The sequence below is a fragment of the Pseudomonas sp. M47T1 genome (assembly GCF_000263855.1).
In the GTDB taxonomy this organism is placed as follows: Bacteria; Pseudomonadota; Gammaproteobacteria; order Pseudomonadales; family Pseudomonadaceae; genus Aquipseudomonas.
Genome location: NZ_AJWX01000032.1, coordinates 39,501 through 54,739, shown reverse-complemented (window position 1 = coordinate 54,739; position 15,239 = coordinate 39,501). Strand labels below are relative to the sequence as shown.

Annotated in this window: 15 protein-coding genes and 3 pseudogenes; 4 read left to right on the top strand and 14 right to left on the bottom strand. The window is 57.8% G+C overall.

Annotated elements, in window-relative coordinates; translation table 11 throughout:
• Window positions 1-100: 100 nt before the first annotated feature.
• From PMM47T1_RS25135 to PMM47T1_RS30000, 11 genes are all read right to left on the bottom strand, one after another.
• The gene (locus PMM47T1_RS25135) at window positions 101-2,839 is read right to left on the bottom strand and encodes a conjugative transfer ATPase (RefSeq protein ID WP_008374335.1); all 2,739 of its coding nucleotides are present in this window, start codon (window positions 2,837-2,839) and stop codon (window positions 101-103) included.
• On the bottom strand, window positions 2,839-3,255 hold the full coding sequence (locus tag PMM47T1_RS25130) for a TIGR03751 family conjugal transfer lipoprotein (protein WP_050990459.1): 417 nt from the start codon (window positions 3,253-3,255) through the stop codon (window positions 2,839-2,841). The genes PMM47T1_RS25135 and PMM47T1_RS25130 overlap by 1 nt, the downstream gene beginning before the upstream one ends.
• A complete protein-coding gene (locus PMM47T1_RS25125) occupies window positions 3,218-4,729 on the bottom strand; it encodes a TIGR03752 family integrating conjugative element protein (RefSeq protein ID WP_008374331.1) in 1,512 nt (503 codons plus the stop codon). Before PMM47T1_RS25125 ends, PMM47T1_RS25130 begins: the two co-directional genes overlap by 38 nt.
• Entirely contained in the window at window positions 4,719-5,534 is an 816-nt protein-coding gene (locus PMM47T1_RS25120; RefSeq protein ID WP_008374328.1) for a TIGR03749 family integrating conjugative element protein, read from the bottom strand. The genes PMM47T1_RS25125 and PMM47T1_RS25120 overlap by 11 nt, the downstream gene beginning before the upstream one ends.
• Window positions 5,531-6,172, bottom strand: a complete 642-nt coding sequence (locus PMM47T1_RS25115) for a PFL_4703 family integrating conjugative element protein (protein WP_004407564.1) — start codon at window positions 6,170-6,172, stop codon at window positions 5,531-5,533. The genes PMM47T1_RS25120 and PMM47T1_RS25115 overlap by 4 nt, the downstream gene beginning before the upstream one ends.
• Window positions 6,169-6,570, bottom strand: a complete 402-nt coding sequence (locus PMM47T1_RS25110) for a TIGR03750 family conjugal transfer protein (RefSeq protein ID WP_008374325.1) — start codon at window positions 6,568-6,570, stop codon at window positions 6,169-6,171. The genes PMM47T1_RS25115 and PMM47T1_RS25110 overlap by 4 nt, the downstream gene beginning before the upstream one ends.
• 7 nt (window positions 6,571-6,577) lie before the next feature.
• Window positions 6,578-6,955: a TIGR03745 family integrating conjugative element membrane protein gene (locus tag PMM47T1_RS25105; protein WP_008374323.1), complete on the bottom strand. Its 378-nt coding sequence runs from the start codon at window positions 6,953-6,955 to the stop codon at window positions 6,578-6,580.
• Between the two features lie 18 nt (window positions 6,956-6,973).
• Window positions 6,974-7,213 (bottom strand): TIGR03758 family integrating conjugative element protein, encoded by a 240-nt coding sequence (locus PMM47T1_RS25100; protein ID WP_008374321.1) that lies wholly within the window; start codon window positions 7,211-7,213, stop codon window positions 6,974-6,976.
• The gene (locus tag PMM47T1_RS25095) at window positions 7,210-7,536 is read right to left on the bottom strand and encodes an integrative conjugative element protein, RAQPRD family (protein ID WP_008374320.1); all 327 of its coding nucleotides are present in this window, start codon (window positions 7,534-7,536) and stop codon (window positions 7,210-7,212) included. Before PMM47T1_RS25095 ends, PMM47T1_RS25100 begins: the two co-directional genes overlap by 4 nt.
• A gap of 119 nt (window positions 7,537-7,655) precedes the next feature.
• A complete protein-coding gene (locus tag PMM47T1_RS25090) occupies window positions 7,656-7,904 on the bottom strand; it encodes a hypothetical protein (protein WP_008374317.1) in 249 nt (82 codons plus the stop codon).
• Window positions 7,905-8,176: 272 nt separating this feature from the next.
• Window positions 8,177-8,326: a hypothetical protein gene (locus PMM47T1_RS30000; RefSeq protein ID WP_157213085.1), complete on the bottom strand. Its 150-nt coding sequence runs from the start codon at window positions 8,324-8,326 to the stop codon at window positions 8,177-8,179.
• A 460-nt stretch (window positions 8,327-8,786) separates the two neighbouring features.
• Here PMM47T1_RS30000 and PMM47T1_RS25085 point away from each other — a divergent pair, with 460 nt between their 5' ends.
• The 3 genes and pseudogenes from PMM47T1_RS25085 to PMM47T1_RS29330 all read left to right on the top strand — a co-directional run bounded on the left by PMM47T1_RS25085 (window position 8,787) and on the right by PMM47T1_RS29330 (window position 10,923).
• Window positions 8,787-9,137 carry a metalloregulator ArsR/SmtB family transcription factor gene (locus PMM47T1_RS25085; protein ID WP_008374315.1) on the top strand — a complete coding sequence of 117 codons (351 nt, stop codon included), beginning with the start codon at window positions 8,787-8,789 and terminating at the stop codon, window positions 9,135-9,137.
• Between the two features lie 22 nt (window positions 9,138-9,159).
• Window positions 9,160-10,448: pseudogene (locus tag PMM47T1_RS25080) on the top strand (arsenic transporter).
• A 9-nt stretch (window positions 10,449-10,457) separates the two neighbouring features.
• Window positions 10,458-10,923: pseudogene (locus tag PMM47T1_RS29330) on the top strand (arsenate reductase ArsC).
• 30 nt (window positions 10,924-10,953) lie between these two features.
• On the opposite strand, the gene PMM47T1_RS25075 reads toward PMM47T1_RS29330, so the two are convergent.
• Window positions 10,954-11,883, bottom strand: coding sequence for a LysR family transcriptional regulator (locus tag PMM47T1_RS25075; RefSeq protein WP_008374310.1), 930 nt, complete (start codon window positions 11,881-11,883; stop codon window positions 10,954-10,956).
• Window positions 11,884-11,996: 113 nt separating this feature from the next.
• Between PMM47T1_RS25075 and PMM47T1_RS25070 the strand changes: the two genes are divergently transcribed.
• Window positions 11,997-12,848, top strand: coding sequence for an isocitrate lyase/PEP mutase family protein (locus PMM47T1_RS25070; protein ID WP_008374308.1), 852 nt, complete (start codon window positions 11,997-11,999; stop codon window positions 12,846-12,848).
• Window positions 12,849-12,966: 118 nt separating this feature from the next.
• Here the strand turns inward: PMM47T1_RS25070 and PMM47T1_RS29325 are convergent.
• Together PMM47T1_RS29325 and ltrA are read right to left on the bottom strand one after the other, a co-directional pair.
• Window positions 12,967-13,188, bottom strand: a pseudogene (locus tag PMM47T1_RS29325) (transposase domain-containing protein); the annotation flags it as partial.
• Between the two features lie 104 nt (window positions 13,189-13,292).
• Window positions 13,293-14,954 (bottom strand): group II intron reverse transcriptase/maturase, encoded by a 1,662-nt coding sequence (ltrA, locus tag PMM47T1_RS25065; RefSeq protein ID WP_043301509.1) that lies wholly within the window; start codon window positions 14,952-14,954, stop codon window positions 13,293-13,295.
• Between the last annotated feature and the right edge of the window lie 285 nt (window positions 14,955-15,239).

The following is a 15,239-nucleotide window of genomic DNA, read 5'->3' as shown; positions in this document are numbered from 1 at the left end:
CGAGCCCGGCTGTTTTGAAAAATGCAGCCGACGCCACACGGTCTCTTGCAAGGGAACCTGAGAGTCAAGTGTCTGTAGAGTGAACATCTGGTTCAGGACGCTAACTAATCCCCCGAGCTGCGTCGATTTTCCCCGCGATGCGGATGGCCGCGGTAAGTTCGGAGCAATGCATCGCCTGCATTTCCTGCCAACGCTGCGCCTTTTCCTCCGGTTCGGTCATGGCCAATGTGAGGTACAAGCTCGGCGGAACGGCTCTGAAAAGAGTTTCGACTTTTTTCGACAAAATCACCCCTTCGGTGTACTTGCCTGATTCCTTGCTGGCAGTCAGCAGTAGTGATTTTTGTGCGGCCGTCAGTTTCTTGAAGCGCGCGATCTCTTCAATCTCAGCCGGCGGCATGTTTAGGCATACCCACCATTCGATCATGTTGAGCATGGTCTGTGCGGCGTTAGGAAAGTCCGCCAAATTCTGTGTCGCGAGCCAAAACCATGCCCCGAGCTTTCGCCACATTTTGGTCCCCTTCACCACGAATGGGGCGAGGAGGGGATTCTTGGTAATGATGTGCCCCTCGTCAGTCACCATGATGATCGGGCGGCCGAGGTATTGGTCACGCTCGGCGAGGTTGTTCACCGTGTTCATCAGACTGATGTAGCTGATCGACATTTGTGCCTCGTAGCCCTCCCGTGCATAGGTGGCGAGGTCGACGATGGTCACATCGCTCTCGGGCCACGGGGTGCCGTCGCGGTCAAACAGCTCACCTTCAAAACCCTGGCAGAACAGATCGATGGATTCAGCCATCTCCTGAGCTCGGTCGCGGCGTTTGTCAGGCAAGTGCGCGTTGCCGGCAACGTGTTGCAGTGCATCACGGATATGCCGCGTTCTGACGGATGTCTGGGTGACTTGGCAAGCCCTCGCTGCATCCAGAATGCATTCGCGTATAAGACTGCGATCGGCGCGGGTGAGCCGAGCATCCTCTCTGGCTTCACCGCCAGTGATCATTAGCCGCGCGGTGATCTCCAGTTCGCCCAGGACATCGCGTTGTTCATCGCTGTCATCTTCAGCTTCATCCAGATCCTCAACTGCCAGAGAGGCCACCTTGTGCGGTTCCTCGACCAGGCGCCGCGCATCAGCGAAAGGCGCCAGGCTGACGCCGGTACCAGGCTTGAGCTGTATCTTGTTGACCGACAAGCCGAGCGTCGCAAAGTAATCACCCTGCAGCCCAAAGGAATTTCCTGCCTCAACAATAAACAGCCGCGGGCGGTAGATTGCCATGACCTGCATCAGCAGCGAAACGAGGGTCGCCGACTTACCAGAGCCTGTGGGGCCGAACAGCAGCAGATGAGCGTTCATGGCACGGTCGTGGCGTGACAACGGGTCCACGGTCAGTGGTGCGCCGCCACGATTGAAGAAGCTCATGCCTGGGTTGCCGGTACCAATGCTACGGCCCCACAGGGGCAGCAGATTGGCGAGGTGCTGGGCAAACATCAGCCGGGTGTACCAATTGCGTTTGTCCTGGATGGGATTATAGCTCATGGGCAGCCAGCGCAGATAGCTGTTACAGGCGGCCACCTCGTCATCTTCGCGCACAGGTTGAAGCCCAGCCGCCAGTAATACGTTAGCCGCCAGAATCGATCGCTGATGCAGTTCGCGATCGTCTTTACCTCGAAGATAGAGCGCCAGCGTTCCCCGGTAGAGTTTGTGTTGCCGGCCGATGATCGCCCGCGCTTGCTCAACGTCCTGTCGCGTCTGAGTGGAGGCGAGGTTCTCGCCAATGGCCTTGTGAGACAGGCGATTGAGCTGCTCTTCAAGCACGTCCTGCGGCGTCACCACCATGGTCAAACTCATGATGGTGTCTTCGGGCAGTTGATCAAACAACGCGTTCAAGGCCTCACCTTTGCGGGTTTCGCCAGTGACCTGGCCGATGTGTGGCGGCTTGCGAAGTTTGTCCACCATCATGACCCGGTGGGGCTGATTGTCGAAGTACCATCGTCCGTGATCCACATCGGACCGAGGTTCGTTGTAGAACAGTCGCTCGGTGAAGTCATGATCGAAGGGCAATTCCAGGGATTCGCCGTTAGACGTCTCGGGATAGGGGACACGGGCGTAAAAGTCAGCGGGCGCCTCATCGGTCAGCGTCGGTGCGGGATTGAACCAAGGCAGAAGCCAGGCGTAAAACGCTTCTCCGTCCACGCGCCGTGGTGCGACACCGCAGGCTTGCAGTGATGCCGATATGCGCTCGCAGGCACGCTCCAGAGACGCCACAGGCGATCTTGCGTCATCGTCTGAGCTCTGCACGCGGCGGTAGATCACCAAGCGAACGCGACGATTACTGCCTCGCCATGGGAGGTGCGAGACAACCGTGTCCTCGAACAGTCCTCCGGGTTTGGCAATCGCCTTGAGATGTTGCCGGGTCAGTTCAAGGTAGGCTTCGGTGAAGGCCGTTCCGCGGGCGCTCGGCTGGATGTAATCCGACAGCCTTTGCAGGTACGGCGAGAAGTCGCTGTCGTCCTGGCAAAAGAACTGCACCACCCATGGCGCACGATCCAGCTCCTCAAAGCTGTCCTGCAGCGCATCTTCAAGAGCATCACGCGCGGTCATCAGCCATTCTGGTTCTCGCCCCTCTGTGCCAATGGGCGTCAGCTCGAACGCGGCACCGACGGAGCGGTTGTCGTCGAGCAAAAAGCATTGGCCTTCCTCCAGGTATTCCACCCAAGGAAGGTGGTCCGTGAAGCTGGGATTATGCTCATAGAGCTTCGACTCGTCCGCCTGGGTGGCGCGCCGACGTCGGTCATCGCGCCAGGGCTTCCAGAAGGGCCGTGCACCCGCTTGATCCTCCGCCATCACAGGTCATCCACGCGTTCGCCGGGCTGCGCATACTGCACCGTCCGATAGAGCGGAAACACCGTCGAGTACCCCGGCACCGGCGCCTGCTCGGAGCCGCTCAGGTGCGGATAGACATAGAGCACCAGGTCCGGATTGGGCAGCCGAGGGAATAGATTGTAAATTTCGGTTTGAGCTGTGCGGGTGTAACTGGCCTGCTCACTGGCATTTGAGGAAGGATCCACCAGCGGGCGTCTTAGCGCGCTGCGTGCATCGAACAACTGCTGCTGGGTGCCGACAGATCCAGCACTGTTCCAAATATCCATCATGGTCTGCTCTCCGTGGGACAGCATGGCTTCCTTGTCGGTAGAGCATCCAGCCAAAAATACCAGTAGCAGGCTAGTCGAGATCCAGTGACGAAACCGATGTGCTTTCATGGTTCACCCTCCGGCCCTTGGGCTCGTAGTCGATTGCGATCTCATGGTCCAGGTGCAGCGCGACCTTGGCGGAAGGCGGCACATAAACCGCGGCAAAGGCTTCGCCGTATAGCTTGTTGACCCACTCGCGAATATCGCTGATGCCACCGCTGAGCACCGAGTTCAAAGCGCTGTTGCCGTTGCTTTGAGACATGCCCAGCGCCGTGCTGCCTGAACTGATCACGCTGGTGCTGTTCTGCTCATTACTCAGCACCGAGGCCAGTCCGGCGCCGGCGGCGGTGATCAGGCTCTGGCTGCCCAGATATTGCTGCGCGTTGGAGCGGCGTTCGCCGGCGATGCAGGGGATGCCATAAGGATCCGAAAGAAAGCCCAGGCCTCCGCGGATTTTTTCGGTGCTGCTGGACTGTGTTGAGGCCGTGTTGCGGTTGACCACTGCTTGCGGCTGCGGGACGGTGCGCACCGTCCCGTCGTGGAAAACGAAGGTAATCGACTCGACCTGTCCGCGTACGCATGAAAGCGTCCAATCACCAGAAGCGGTCCCGCTCATGACCGCCCCTGCCACGTCGGGCAGATCGATGCCATTAGCAGTGAGGTTCTCCGGCCCGACCAGCACCTTGAAGGGGTAAGGGTCGTTGACGGTACCGTCCACTGGCACCCGGCCGATCAGTGCGGTCATCGCCACCGATCCCATGAGGGTCGAGTTTTCGGGAATGGTGTAGACGGGGCGGGCGTCCTCGGTGCGGTCGGTCTTGCCGTCCAGGTCGCGCTCGCCCTTCGAGCTGGCGCGGAGTTGTTTTTGGCCACGATTGATGGCGTTGTCTTTCAACCCGTCGAGCTTGAACTGCGAGGGAAGGTTGGACAGCGCAGTCGAGCCCTCGCTGGGCTTGGCGGAAGCGGCTCTGTCCGAGGGTTCGACCCAGCGCATGGCATCATTCTCGCTGGCCGCTGACTTGAATCGGTCCCCATCGCCGGGCTCGAGGCCAAATCCCACAGGCAGATCATCGTTCTTTCCCCCCAATCCGGAGAGTTGATCCTTCAACTGGGATAACAAAGACTTGGCCTCGCGGTTGTCCTGCTCGGCTTTCTGGCGTGCCGCATCGGCTTGCTTGCGCTCCTCGCTGACCTGCTGTGTCACGCTGCCGAGTGCTGATTGAATACGGGTATCGATGCTGCCTTCGCGTGTGCGCAGACGATTGTTCTCCGATTGCAGGGAGTCGTTGCTTTTCTTGAGTGACAGCATCTCGGTGCGCATCGCTTTGACCTGTCCCACCAGCGTTGCGACCGTGTCGCGGGGGGTGTCACCGGCGATGCCCAGGGACTTCGCTTGGTCAGCGGTCAGTTGCACCGGCTCCGCTTCCGCTGAGACGGTAGAGCTGGAGGTTGGGGCATCGCTGACCCAGGAGCGGAGAATAATCAGCACCACGGCCACCAGGGCGCCTGGTACGAGCCACTTCAGCAGTGCGTTAGCCTTCATGGTCGTCACCTGCAGGCGGGGTCGGTGGCAGCAGAACGGCTTGATCCAGGCCACTGCCGCGCGTAACCAGATAGGCGACGGTGGTGTCTTCGGCGGTCCCGGATCGACCCAGTGTCGAGTGTTGGAAAGCAGCACCGAACAATTCAGCTTGCAGTTCGCGCGGATCCAGCTCGATAACCTGAAGGCTTAGATTCTTGATCTTCACGGCGGTTACCCAGAAGTCATCGAGTCGCCAGGCGGACAGCGGGGTGATCGCAACGTGTTGGGTGGGAAGCAAATGGCGCAAATCGATGGGGACCTTCAACGTCATACGTCGAACGCCGGGAAGCGGTTCGACTGTGCGCAAGGGCGCATACAAGTTTTGGGCGGCGTAACGGGTCAGGGCGACGGGAACGGGCGTACGCTGCGGTGGACGTTCGGATCTACCTGTTCCATCGGCTTCAGTGGCCGAAGATGTGGTCGCGATTTGAATGGGTTCCAAAGCGCGCTCGCCGGGTTGAGCGTCCACATCCAGCAAAATGATTTCGCCGGTGCTGATCGATTGCAGTTGGAGCCGCGTTGGCCCGATCGAGTCAGACGGCAGCAGATACACCGTGCCTCCGATCGACTGCACTCGCAGCTTGCCGGCAATGCCCCCCGGCAGGCCTACCCGGACGTCCTGGTCGACAAAAATAATGCGTTCCTGTCCGACGATGAGGGGTACGGCGATCGGCAGGCGGTCCCATTGTTTGACCTCGACGGCCTGGGCGCCAGTGCTGATCCCCAGGCACAGCGCTAGCAGAGCGCGCCACGAATGTGGGTTCATGAATCACCTCCCGGCAATATCAGCTTCTGTGGTGTGCCTTGGTAACAGTCGAGTGCCAGGCCCCACTTGTTCCGCTCCGGATCGATGTCAAAGCGGATGACCCGCAATGGATAACGCACCACAACGCGCTTTACCGGTTCCGCCGCGTAATACTCGTCGGCGTTCAGATCCAGTTTCACCAACCAGGAATCTGCGTCGAGTTGGGCGACCCGCAACTCGGGATCGTCGCTGTACCCGCGGCCAAGCACTTCATAAACCCCCCGCACTCGATCGCGCAGTTCGCCGGCGGCCTTGCGAAACTCGAAGTCGCCTTCCAGAAATGTTCTGCACGAAGGGGTCAGGTAGGACTGCAAGGCATAGATGGCGCGTTGATAATCAGCTTCACCATCCGTGGGCCAACGGTTGAGCTGGCCGAAGATGTACAGCGCAAACGAGTAGATGTTCTCGGGAGGCACGTCCCACCATTTGCGCGTGCTGCCTGAGCGCAGGTCCGGCGGCACATGCACCGTCAGCGAGGTCGGCGCAGACTGCCAGCCATACCACAGGCCGGCGCACACGAGGGTCAGCGCAATCACCCCCATGCGTAGACTGATGATATGGGCCTGCTGGGCATCCACCTTGTTGCGGAATCGGCTCATGGTCTGGGTCCTCGCAGGCGGCGCGTACGGCGAACCGTCCAAGGGCCGGAATGGATTACCAGTGCCTCCTGGCCGATGTGCCAACGAATTGCCAACTGCCATTGCAGGTTGCGGTACAGCCAGGTCTCAGGGCGTGCACGCTTGGCACGGCGCAGCAGGGTGCCGCTGACCAAGAGGATGGTCGCCATGCCGACGATCATTCCCGTGGGCGCTATTGCGATCGACGCGGTGACGATCGCCAGCGGCACGCCGAAAACAAGGCCGATCACTGCGCCGGCACCCAACGACACCCACATCTCGTCGTTGGTGAGCCCGCGCAGTACGGCAGGATCGCGGTTCAAACGCTCTGGCAGGAAGCTCAAGGTGCCATCTGCCAGGCGAGCGATATCGTCACTCATGTGGGCCTCACAGAATGGTGGCGGCTTTGTCGAGGAACCAGAGAATGATCACCACCAACAGAGCGCCGATCCCGACCACCGCGCCCAGATCCTTCCAGGTCTTGCGCTGGTTTTGCACATCGGCGTAGACCGTCAGGGAGTGCCAGGCGACCCCCAGAAAGGCCAGAACGGCAATAAGCAGCCCGATCATGATGCCGCCGTCATAGGCGTAGTTCTTGATGGTCTCAATCAGGCCGCCGCCTTCGCCGCGAGAGGGCGCCTCCATCGCCGGTAAGGCAGCGGACGCCATGCCCGACCCCAGAATCAGGAGCAAACCGAAAGCCTGCTGCTTGGCTTGTGTGTAGCGGGATTTGATCAGCGCAGTGTTGAGGACGGTGGGGATCATGGCATTACCTCCAGGGCATCAGGACAACGTGAAAAACATCAGGACCAACAATGCGACGGACACCCGGGCGGCGCTGCCACCCAGTGCCCCGAAACTCACATGACCCGCCGTCCAGCCACGGTAGCCGGTCCACAACGCCCAGCCACACCACAGCAGCGCGATCACCAGCGTCAGCGAAATCCAGAGCCCGGAGCTCAGTTGCGGGGTATAGCCGGCGGCGCCTTGGAAGGCGGCGGTTTGTGCCTCAGTCATGCTCATGGCGATGACTCGCGGGCGGGCTCGGTGGTGTAGTCGCCGATCAGTTCGGTGGGATCGGCAGGTTGGGCACGGCGTGGGGATAGATAGTCCTGGAGACCTGCCTCGATACGCTGAAGGTCGTGGCGGAACCGGGGGTAGTCAAATCGGTAGCGCGCAGTCGAGTTCGACGATTGGTCGGCACGCTGCGCGATCTGATTGATCGCTCGGATTTGCTGAATGATGAGATCCAGCTCTGCGCGCTCATCGCCGGCATACGCCAGCGCATTGAGCGATGCCATCGCAACGAGGCTGAGTAGCACGGTTCGGGGCTTCAGAGCAGGCATGAGACAGATCTCAGATAAGACTGGGACCTAGGCTCTTGGAATGGGGAGTCGCAAGCATTCGTTTAATCGAATACAGGGCTATCGAATTGGAGGCAGGGCTTTCGGTGTAGCGGTGATGCTCAATGGAGAGCCGGCAGCGGGGGCAGACGGGAGACCATCCGATTCAGCAGCCCCACAGGATCATCCGGGACGATTTCCATGAGCTGCCGCAATTCCCTGAGCGCGAGCCGATGGCGGTCATCCTGACGCAACCAAAGCCTCAACGACTTGAGTCGCCGGCGATCACCGGGCGCCTGTAGCACACCATCGCGAAGTCGCATCGCACGATCTCGCATGCTATCGGTAACGCGTTCAAACTCGTCGTTCATTGTAATGAATTCCAGCAGTTGGCCAAGGCGGCCCAGTCATTAGAACATCGAACCATAGGCGATTGGCCGATGGTACGCGAGTATCAGCCCCCTTCAGCTACCCTCTGTGGGGGCACGTTTTCTACCGCGAACCTGGTCTGCAAGGCCGATGGTTTTCAGCCGTAACCAGTGCTTTGGCGTTGTCACCGGCCGCGATACTCGTCGCGTAATCCATCATTACGGCTTCCACCCGTACGACTTCGACACAACTCACGTTGCGTCTCGCAGTGACTTCACTTTTTCAAGGGGCCGATGCTTTGGCCCCTGTTGATTAGCTTCAGGATTTCGATACTTTCCTCCACCATGCTCGCCTTCGTACCGTCCGCAGTGTAGGCGGCCACAAAGACGAGCGGCGTCTTCAGGGTTCGCGGAAGGCTGTTCATGATGGTGATTTGCACCTCCAACTGCAAAATTACCTAAAATCCGAACACCTAATTCCATAGCTGCTGACAGTTGATTGCATTCGCACTGACCACCTACTGGCATTCGACCCCAATGACAAGCTAAGTGCGCGACCAATGACGGCAGTGTCACCAGATCGAAAGCTCTACGTTTAGTCGGCGCGAAACCAGCCCGCTTTAGCGTGCCCTTCATAGTTTCAAGCGCCTATCCTGCCATTATACTTAGCGTACTGAATCCAAAATCCCGTTCAGCGAGCATTCATTCGAACATCAAACCACCGCTCGCGTGCTGAGGCGAATGCTAACCCTTCGTGTCGTTGCCCCGTGGTCTACCGGTGAGCATTGATCCCTATTGTTAATTCCCGTCACGGGCATTTGTGCAAGCGGGCTGAATGTGGTTACATTTGAATATTCGGTTATCCACATATGCAGGGCAATTGCTATGAGCCTGGCACCACACACATTCTTCAAATGCCTTGGGGACGAGACGCGCGCTCGGATCATGCTCATGCTTTCGGCTGAGGGTGAGCTGTGCGTGTGCGAGTTGATCTGGGCACTGCAGGACAACCAGTCGAAGGTTTCAAGGCACTTGGCTCAGCTGCGTGCCTGCGGGTTACTTGCGGATCGCAGGCAGGGGCAGTGGGTTTACTACCGGCTACATCCGGAGCTTGAACAGTGGGCGCTGGATGTTCTGAATGTCACCACACAAGCCCACCAGTCCTGGGTGAATGATCATCAAGGACGGCTGGCTTGCATGGAGGACCGACCCGTGCGCCAAGCCTCCTGCTGCTGACCTCCTGATCTGGAATATACCCATGCTCATCGCTGCGTCGATTTTCATAGTTACTCTCGTGCTCGTTATCTGGCAACCAAGGGGCTTAGGCGTCGGCTGGAGCGCAGCAGCGGGTGCCGTTCTGGCACTGCTGACGGGCGTGGTGAGCCTAGGGGATGTGCCGGTTGTATGGCACATCGTCTGGAACGCTACCGCGACCTTCATTGCTGTGATCATCATCAGTTTGCTGCTCGATGAAGCGGGATTCTTCAAATGGGCGGCGCTACATGTTGCTCGCTGGGGTCAGGGCATAGGCGGACGCCTGTTTGCGCTGTGATCCTGCTCGGTGCAGCCGTCTCGGCACTGTTCGCCAATGATGGAGCCGCACTGATTCTGACCCCAATCGTCATCGCGATGCTGACGGCGCTGCGCTTTAGTCCTGCATCGACCTTGGCGTTCGTGATGGCCGCGGGCTTCATCGCGGATACCGCCAGTCTGCCCATGGTCGTGTCGAATCTGGTCAACATTGTTTCAGCTGACTTTTTCAGCGTGGGTTTTGGTGAGTACGCCTCGGTGATGTGGCCAGTGAACCTGGTGGCGGTGGCCGCGACGCTGTTCATGCGCTGGATGTTCTATCGCAAGGACATTCCCGCCCAGTACGACGCGGATCAACTTGAGGCCCCAGCGGCGGTGATTCGTGACCGGGCGACCTTCATTGCTGGCTGGTGGGTACTTGGCCTGCTGCTGGTTGGCCTGTTCGCAATGGAGCCGTTAGGCATCCCCATCAGCGTCGTTGCTGCTGCGTGTGCGGTGATCCTGCTGATCATTGCTGGAAAAGGCCACATCATCTCCACCCGAAAGGTCATCAAGCATGCGCCTTGGCAAATCGTCGTGTTCTCGCTGGGGATGTATCTGGTTGTCTACGGCCTGCGCAATGCCGGGCTAACCGACTCGCTCTCGGCGCTGTTGAACATATTTGCCGAGCATGGCCTATGGGCCGCTACCTTGGGCACCGGTATCACCGCTGCGCTGTTGTCCTCGATCATGAACAACATGCCGAGTGTGCTTATCGGCGCTCTGTCCATTCAGGGCAGCGACGCTACGGGACTGGTACGTGAGGCCATGATCTACGCCAACGTCATCGGTTGCGATCTCGGCCCAAAGATCACGCCAATCGGAAGCCTGGCCACGTTGCTGTGGCTGCATGTGCTGGCGCAGAAAAATATCCGCATCACCTGGGGCTACTACTTCAAAGTCGGCAGCATCCTCACCCTTCCTATCTTGCTGGTAACGCTGGTAGCACTGGCGTTGCGGCTGAGCATCCCTGTCTAGGAGAAACCCGTGAAAGTACTATTTATGTGTACGGCAAACAGCTGCCGGAGCGTTCTCTCGGAGGGGTTGTTCAACCACTTGGCCCCGAGCGGGTTCCGTCAGTTCGGGCAGCTTCCCAAGCGGCAAGTTGAATCCGCGTGCCGTGAGCACTCTGCAAGCGCTGGGTATCGACACCACAGATCTCTACAGCAAAGGCTCAGAGGTCTTTTCGGACTCACCACCGGATGTGGTGATAACCGTATGTGACAAGGCTGGAGGCGAACCATGCCCGGTCTATTTTGGGCTAGCTGTCAAAAGCCACTGGGGGCTTGCCGATCCTTCCGATGTTGAAGGAACAGGCAGCGAAATCCAGGCCGCATTTAACGCAACCGTCGTCCAGATTAAAAAGCGTTTCGAGGCATTATTCAGCTTGGATCATTCGGCGCTCACACCGCAGGAACTGAAGCGCGAGCTAGATCGGATAGGTGAACTGTAATGGACGAATTTTCGTAACCGCCCAGCCAAGTCACCTACCGATATCAACCACAGAGACTCCGAAGGTTTGTTCGCTGCTGTACCCACCACCCGACGCGCACAGGCGCAACCGCTCTGTCACTTTTGACGGTGTTGCGCGAGTAGCTAGTTCCAGGGTTGCCGTAGGCCACTCAAGTTCCAGTGCGACAAAGTGAAGGTCTGGTCGTTGCATTCGTTGCATCGAGGCGGGCACGATTGCCACGCCGAGGCCTGCTGATACCAGATTTACAGCAGATGACACTTGAGGTGCTTGTTGGCAAATGTTGGGGCTGAAGCCCTTATTTCGGCAGGCAGCCACAATGTCCGCACTTAGTCCGTACCCAGACTTGCGGGTATAGAGAATGAACCGTTCCTCGCTCAAATCACTCAGGTCTATAAGGTCGCGGTGCGACAGATGGTGCTGCTTGGGAAGCACGACCATCAGCCGTTCCTCGCTAAGCATTTGCATCACCAAGTCGCCCGTAACCGAGAACGGAGGCCTTACAATCGCTGCGTCCAATTCCTTTGCACTGAGTCGCCGGATCAGCGACTCGCTGTCATCCTCGACTAGAGTGACCGCCACATCGGGATTCATATGCTGATAACGGCTGATCAGTGAGGTGACGACTTCGTTGAATGAAGCAGACTCGGTAAACCCCAATGCCAGAGTACCTACTTCTCCTCGAGCTGCTCGTAACGCGGCCCGCTTGGCTTCGTCCACTCGGGCAAGGATCTCCACTGCGGAGCCCAGAAAAACCCTTCCGGCATCACTCAGTACGACGCCACGACCCTGGCGGTGAAACAGCGATGTGCCGATTTCCTCTTCCAAAGCGCGGATCTGCTGCCCAAGAGGAGGCTGTGCGATATGTAACGCTCGGGCAGCCTTTGTGAAACTCTCCATTTGCGCAGTGATGACGAAATACCGTAGATGTCGTAACTCCATTAGAATTAAAAACCTTTCGATTAAGTACAAATAGAATATTAGACATATCGTTTACTGGCCGCCATGATTTTCCTACCCCTGAGGGTACGAATATGCCAAGTTCTGGAGGTCGCATGAAAAAAACAACTCAGCTGCGCACTTTACTTTCCCGTGGAAATAGCGTGATTGCGCCGGGCGCCTATGATGGGCTGTCTGCTCGGCTGGTCGAGATAGCGGGGTTTGAAGCGGTGTACGCCAGCGGCGGTGCCATAGCACGTTCAACCGCACTGCCGGACATGGGACTTTTGAGCTTTAGCGAAGTCTTGGAGCGGATCGAGAAAATCGTGGACGCGTGCGATTTACCGGTGATAGCCGATGCGGATACGGGTTTTGGTGGCGCTGCCAACGTGGAACGAACCGTCCAGGCGTTCGAAAAAGCGGGCGTTGCTGCACTGCATCTGGAGGATCAGTCCTTTCCCAAGCGCTGCGGGCATCTGGATGACAAGGCCCTCATCGACGTTGCAGAGATGTGCTCAAAAATCCGCATCGCTCGACAGGCTCTGCGCGATCCTGACCTGGTAATTATTGCGCGTACCGATGCTATCGCTGTCGAAGGCTTCGAAGCTGCACTTAATCGCGCGCAGCGCTATGTCGAAGCGGGCGCGGACATGATTTTTGTCGAAGCCCCACAAACGACTAAGCAAATTCGAGAGATAGCTGTGCGCGTCCCTGGCCATAAGCTGATGAACATGTTCTACGGTGGCAAGACGCCCCTCATGCCTATCGAGGAACTAGCGTCTCTGGGGTATCAACTGGTTATTATTCCCTCTGACCTACAGCGCGCTTCTATCCATGCGATGCAGCGCACCTTGGCAGAAATCAAGCGCACGGGTGATAGCGGAGCGTTGGCCAAACACCTCACCACCTTCAAGGAGCGAGAAGACATCGTGCAAACCAGTCGCTACCTCTCTCTCGATAAGTCCTGACAGTAGATACACATCACGAGATCACATCTGGCGTGGCCGGTTGCCACCTATGCGCAAGCAACTGCTTAATTTCGCTCGCGCGCTGCGTTGTTTGCGTCCGACACCACGCTTTGCGTGATTAAATCGGCTGCCACTTATGCGGCAGCAACTGATTGACTTCACTCGCCCGCTGCGTCGGCAGGCGCGTGAGAACATCCTTCAGATACACATACGGATCATGGCCATTGAGTCGCACAGACTGGATCAAGCTCATGATCGCCGCCGCTCGTTTTCCGCTACGCAGCGATCCAGCGAAGAGCCAATTCTTGCGCCCAAGAGCCCAAGGCCGGATATGGTTGTCGGGTAGTCAGACGCGGTTACCCGCGTCCAACCCCCTAAGAACCGTGCATGCGAGTTTCCCAGCACACGGCTCAAGCCTCTACAAAGGCACTTTTAAGTACCCGGCTATACCTCTTTGACATTGGCGTACTGCTGATCTCTGGGGCAACGCAGATGGTAGATCTCAAGATTGATTGCGGCGTCCGTCCCGCCGTCGCCCAACTTTACGATGTGGCGACTATGCCACGGCGTATCTTTGGTAACGGGCTTATGACAAACAGAACATTGGCCGCCTTGCTGTCGCCAAACGCGATACAGCTTCGCTCGTCCCTTCGTTGATTTGAGCATTTTCTTGCCCCATCGGAACTCGAAATACTCATCCCAATTGCGATCATGCGGGTTGGCAACAGCCTTGATCTTGATGTGCCGCACTATCGGCGTGTCCGATTCCTTCAGTAAGGTGTATTCCCTTACCTTACCGTCTGCGTATTTTTCAGCGGTGGTGAACACCCACCGGCGCGATCCTCGGACTTTGAAATACCTGTCCTTGACCCACCGGGTTCCTTTGCGCGGATGCCGTCTCACCGCCCAGCGCCAAAGCCTTGTCCAGACTTCGCTGTCTACCTGATTGAAGACTTTCTTGGCGACCACGTGGCTATGATAGTTTGCCCATCCCCGTAGAATTGGGTTAAGCAGCCCGATCAAATTGACCTGCTTGATCGCCTTGTTGGTCTTGATCACTTCCCGGAGCTTGGCAAGGTGAGCCCTGATGTTCGCTTTCGATGGCTTGATCAGGAGCTTGCCGTTGTACTTGCGCAAGTTCCATCCGAGGAAGTCGAACCCGTCCCCTATGTGCGTTATTTTGGTTTTTTCCGGAGAGAGGACAAGTCCACGTTCTGTCAGAAATTCAACCACGGCGGGCCTGACTTCATTCTCAAGCCAGTCTTTCGAACAGCCAGTGATGATGAAGTCATCTGCATAACGCACCACGCGCATCTTTCGGCCTGTCCACTTTGCATTGGGAAATTTCTTTGCCAGCATCGCTTCCAAACCATCCAGCGTCATGTTGGCCAACACCGGAGAAATGATGCCTCCCTGCGGGGTTCCGGTGTGGCTAGGGAATAGCTCATTCTGGTAGACGTAACCGGCTTTGAGCCATTTCTGCAAAATCGCTTTATCCATGGGGATGTTGGCGATCAACCAGTCATGGCTGATATTGTCGAAACAGCCTTGAATGTCGCCCTCTAACACCCACTCCGCGTTTGCTTTACGTGACAGCACACCAAAGCACTGTGCGGCGGCATCCGCAGTTGAGCGTTCCGGCCTGAACCCATAAGAGTTCGGATCGGCAGTGGTTTCTGCTATCGGTTCCAGAGCCAGCAAATGGAGCGCCTGCATGGCCCGGCATTTCATCGCGGGAATTCCGAGAGGTCTCGTCTTGCCGTTTTTCTTCGGAATAAGCACTCTCCGAAGCGGAAGCGGCGAGTAGCCTCGCCGCCTCAATGACGCTATCGCACCGATCTTGGCTCCTGGTGTATTCCAAGTGACCTTGTCCACACCGGGGGTGTTCTTGCCTTTGTTTTCAGACACGCGTTTCACGGCCAATGCCTTGCCGCTAAACGAGTGAGTCAGCAGCCATTGCAGAGCTTTCGCCTTGTTATGCCTGCCGTCTTGTACAGCCTTCACAATACGCGCTTGCAGCCCTCTTACTCGACGTTGAGCGTCGGCCCAGTTGATGCCGTCCCACGACGTGCCGGAAGGTGCACACGCCAATGCTACTGCGTTCATTTGCTCTCCTTCCGTTGAAAGGGTTCTACCTACTCTCTTGTGAAGAGAGACCATGAGGACGTCTGCCCGCTTTCGCGTGAAGTGATGTTTCAACTTCTATCCAGCCCGTTACAGGATGGCGTTCGCTTTTTCCTCGTTCCTTCGCCCGCACCGCCATGGGCAGTTCTTACAAACGGCTTTCCCTCACGGGGGCGATACGGGATTTGCACGTTCCGCTTACTGAAGTACGTCGGGTTAGGTGCCTGCTATCGGCCGGGAGGCATGTGGGTCACGAACGCGCGTGCA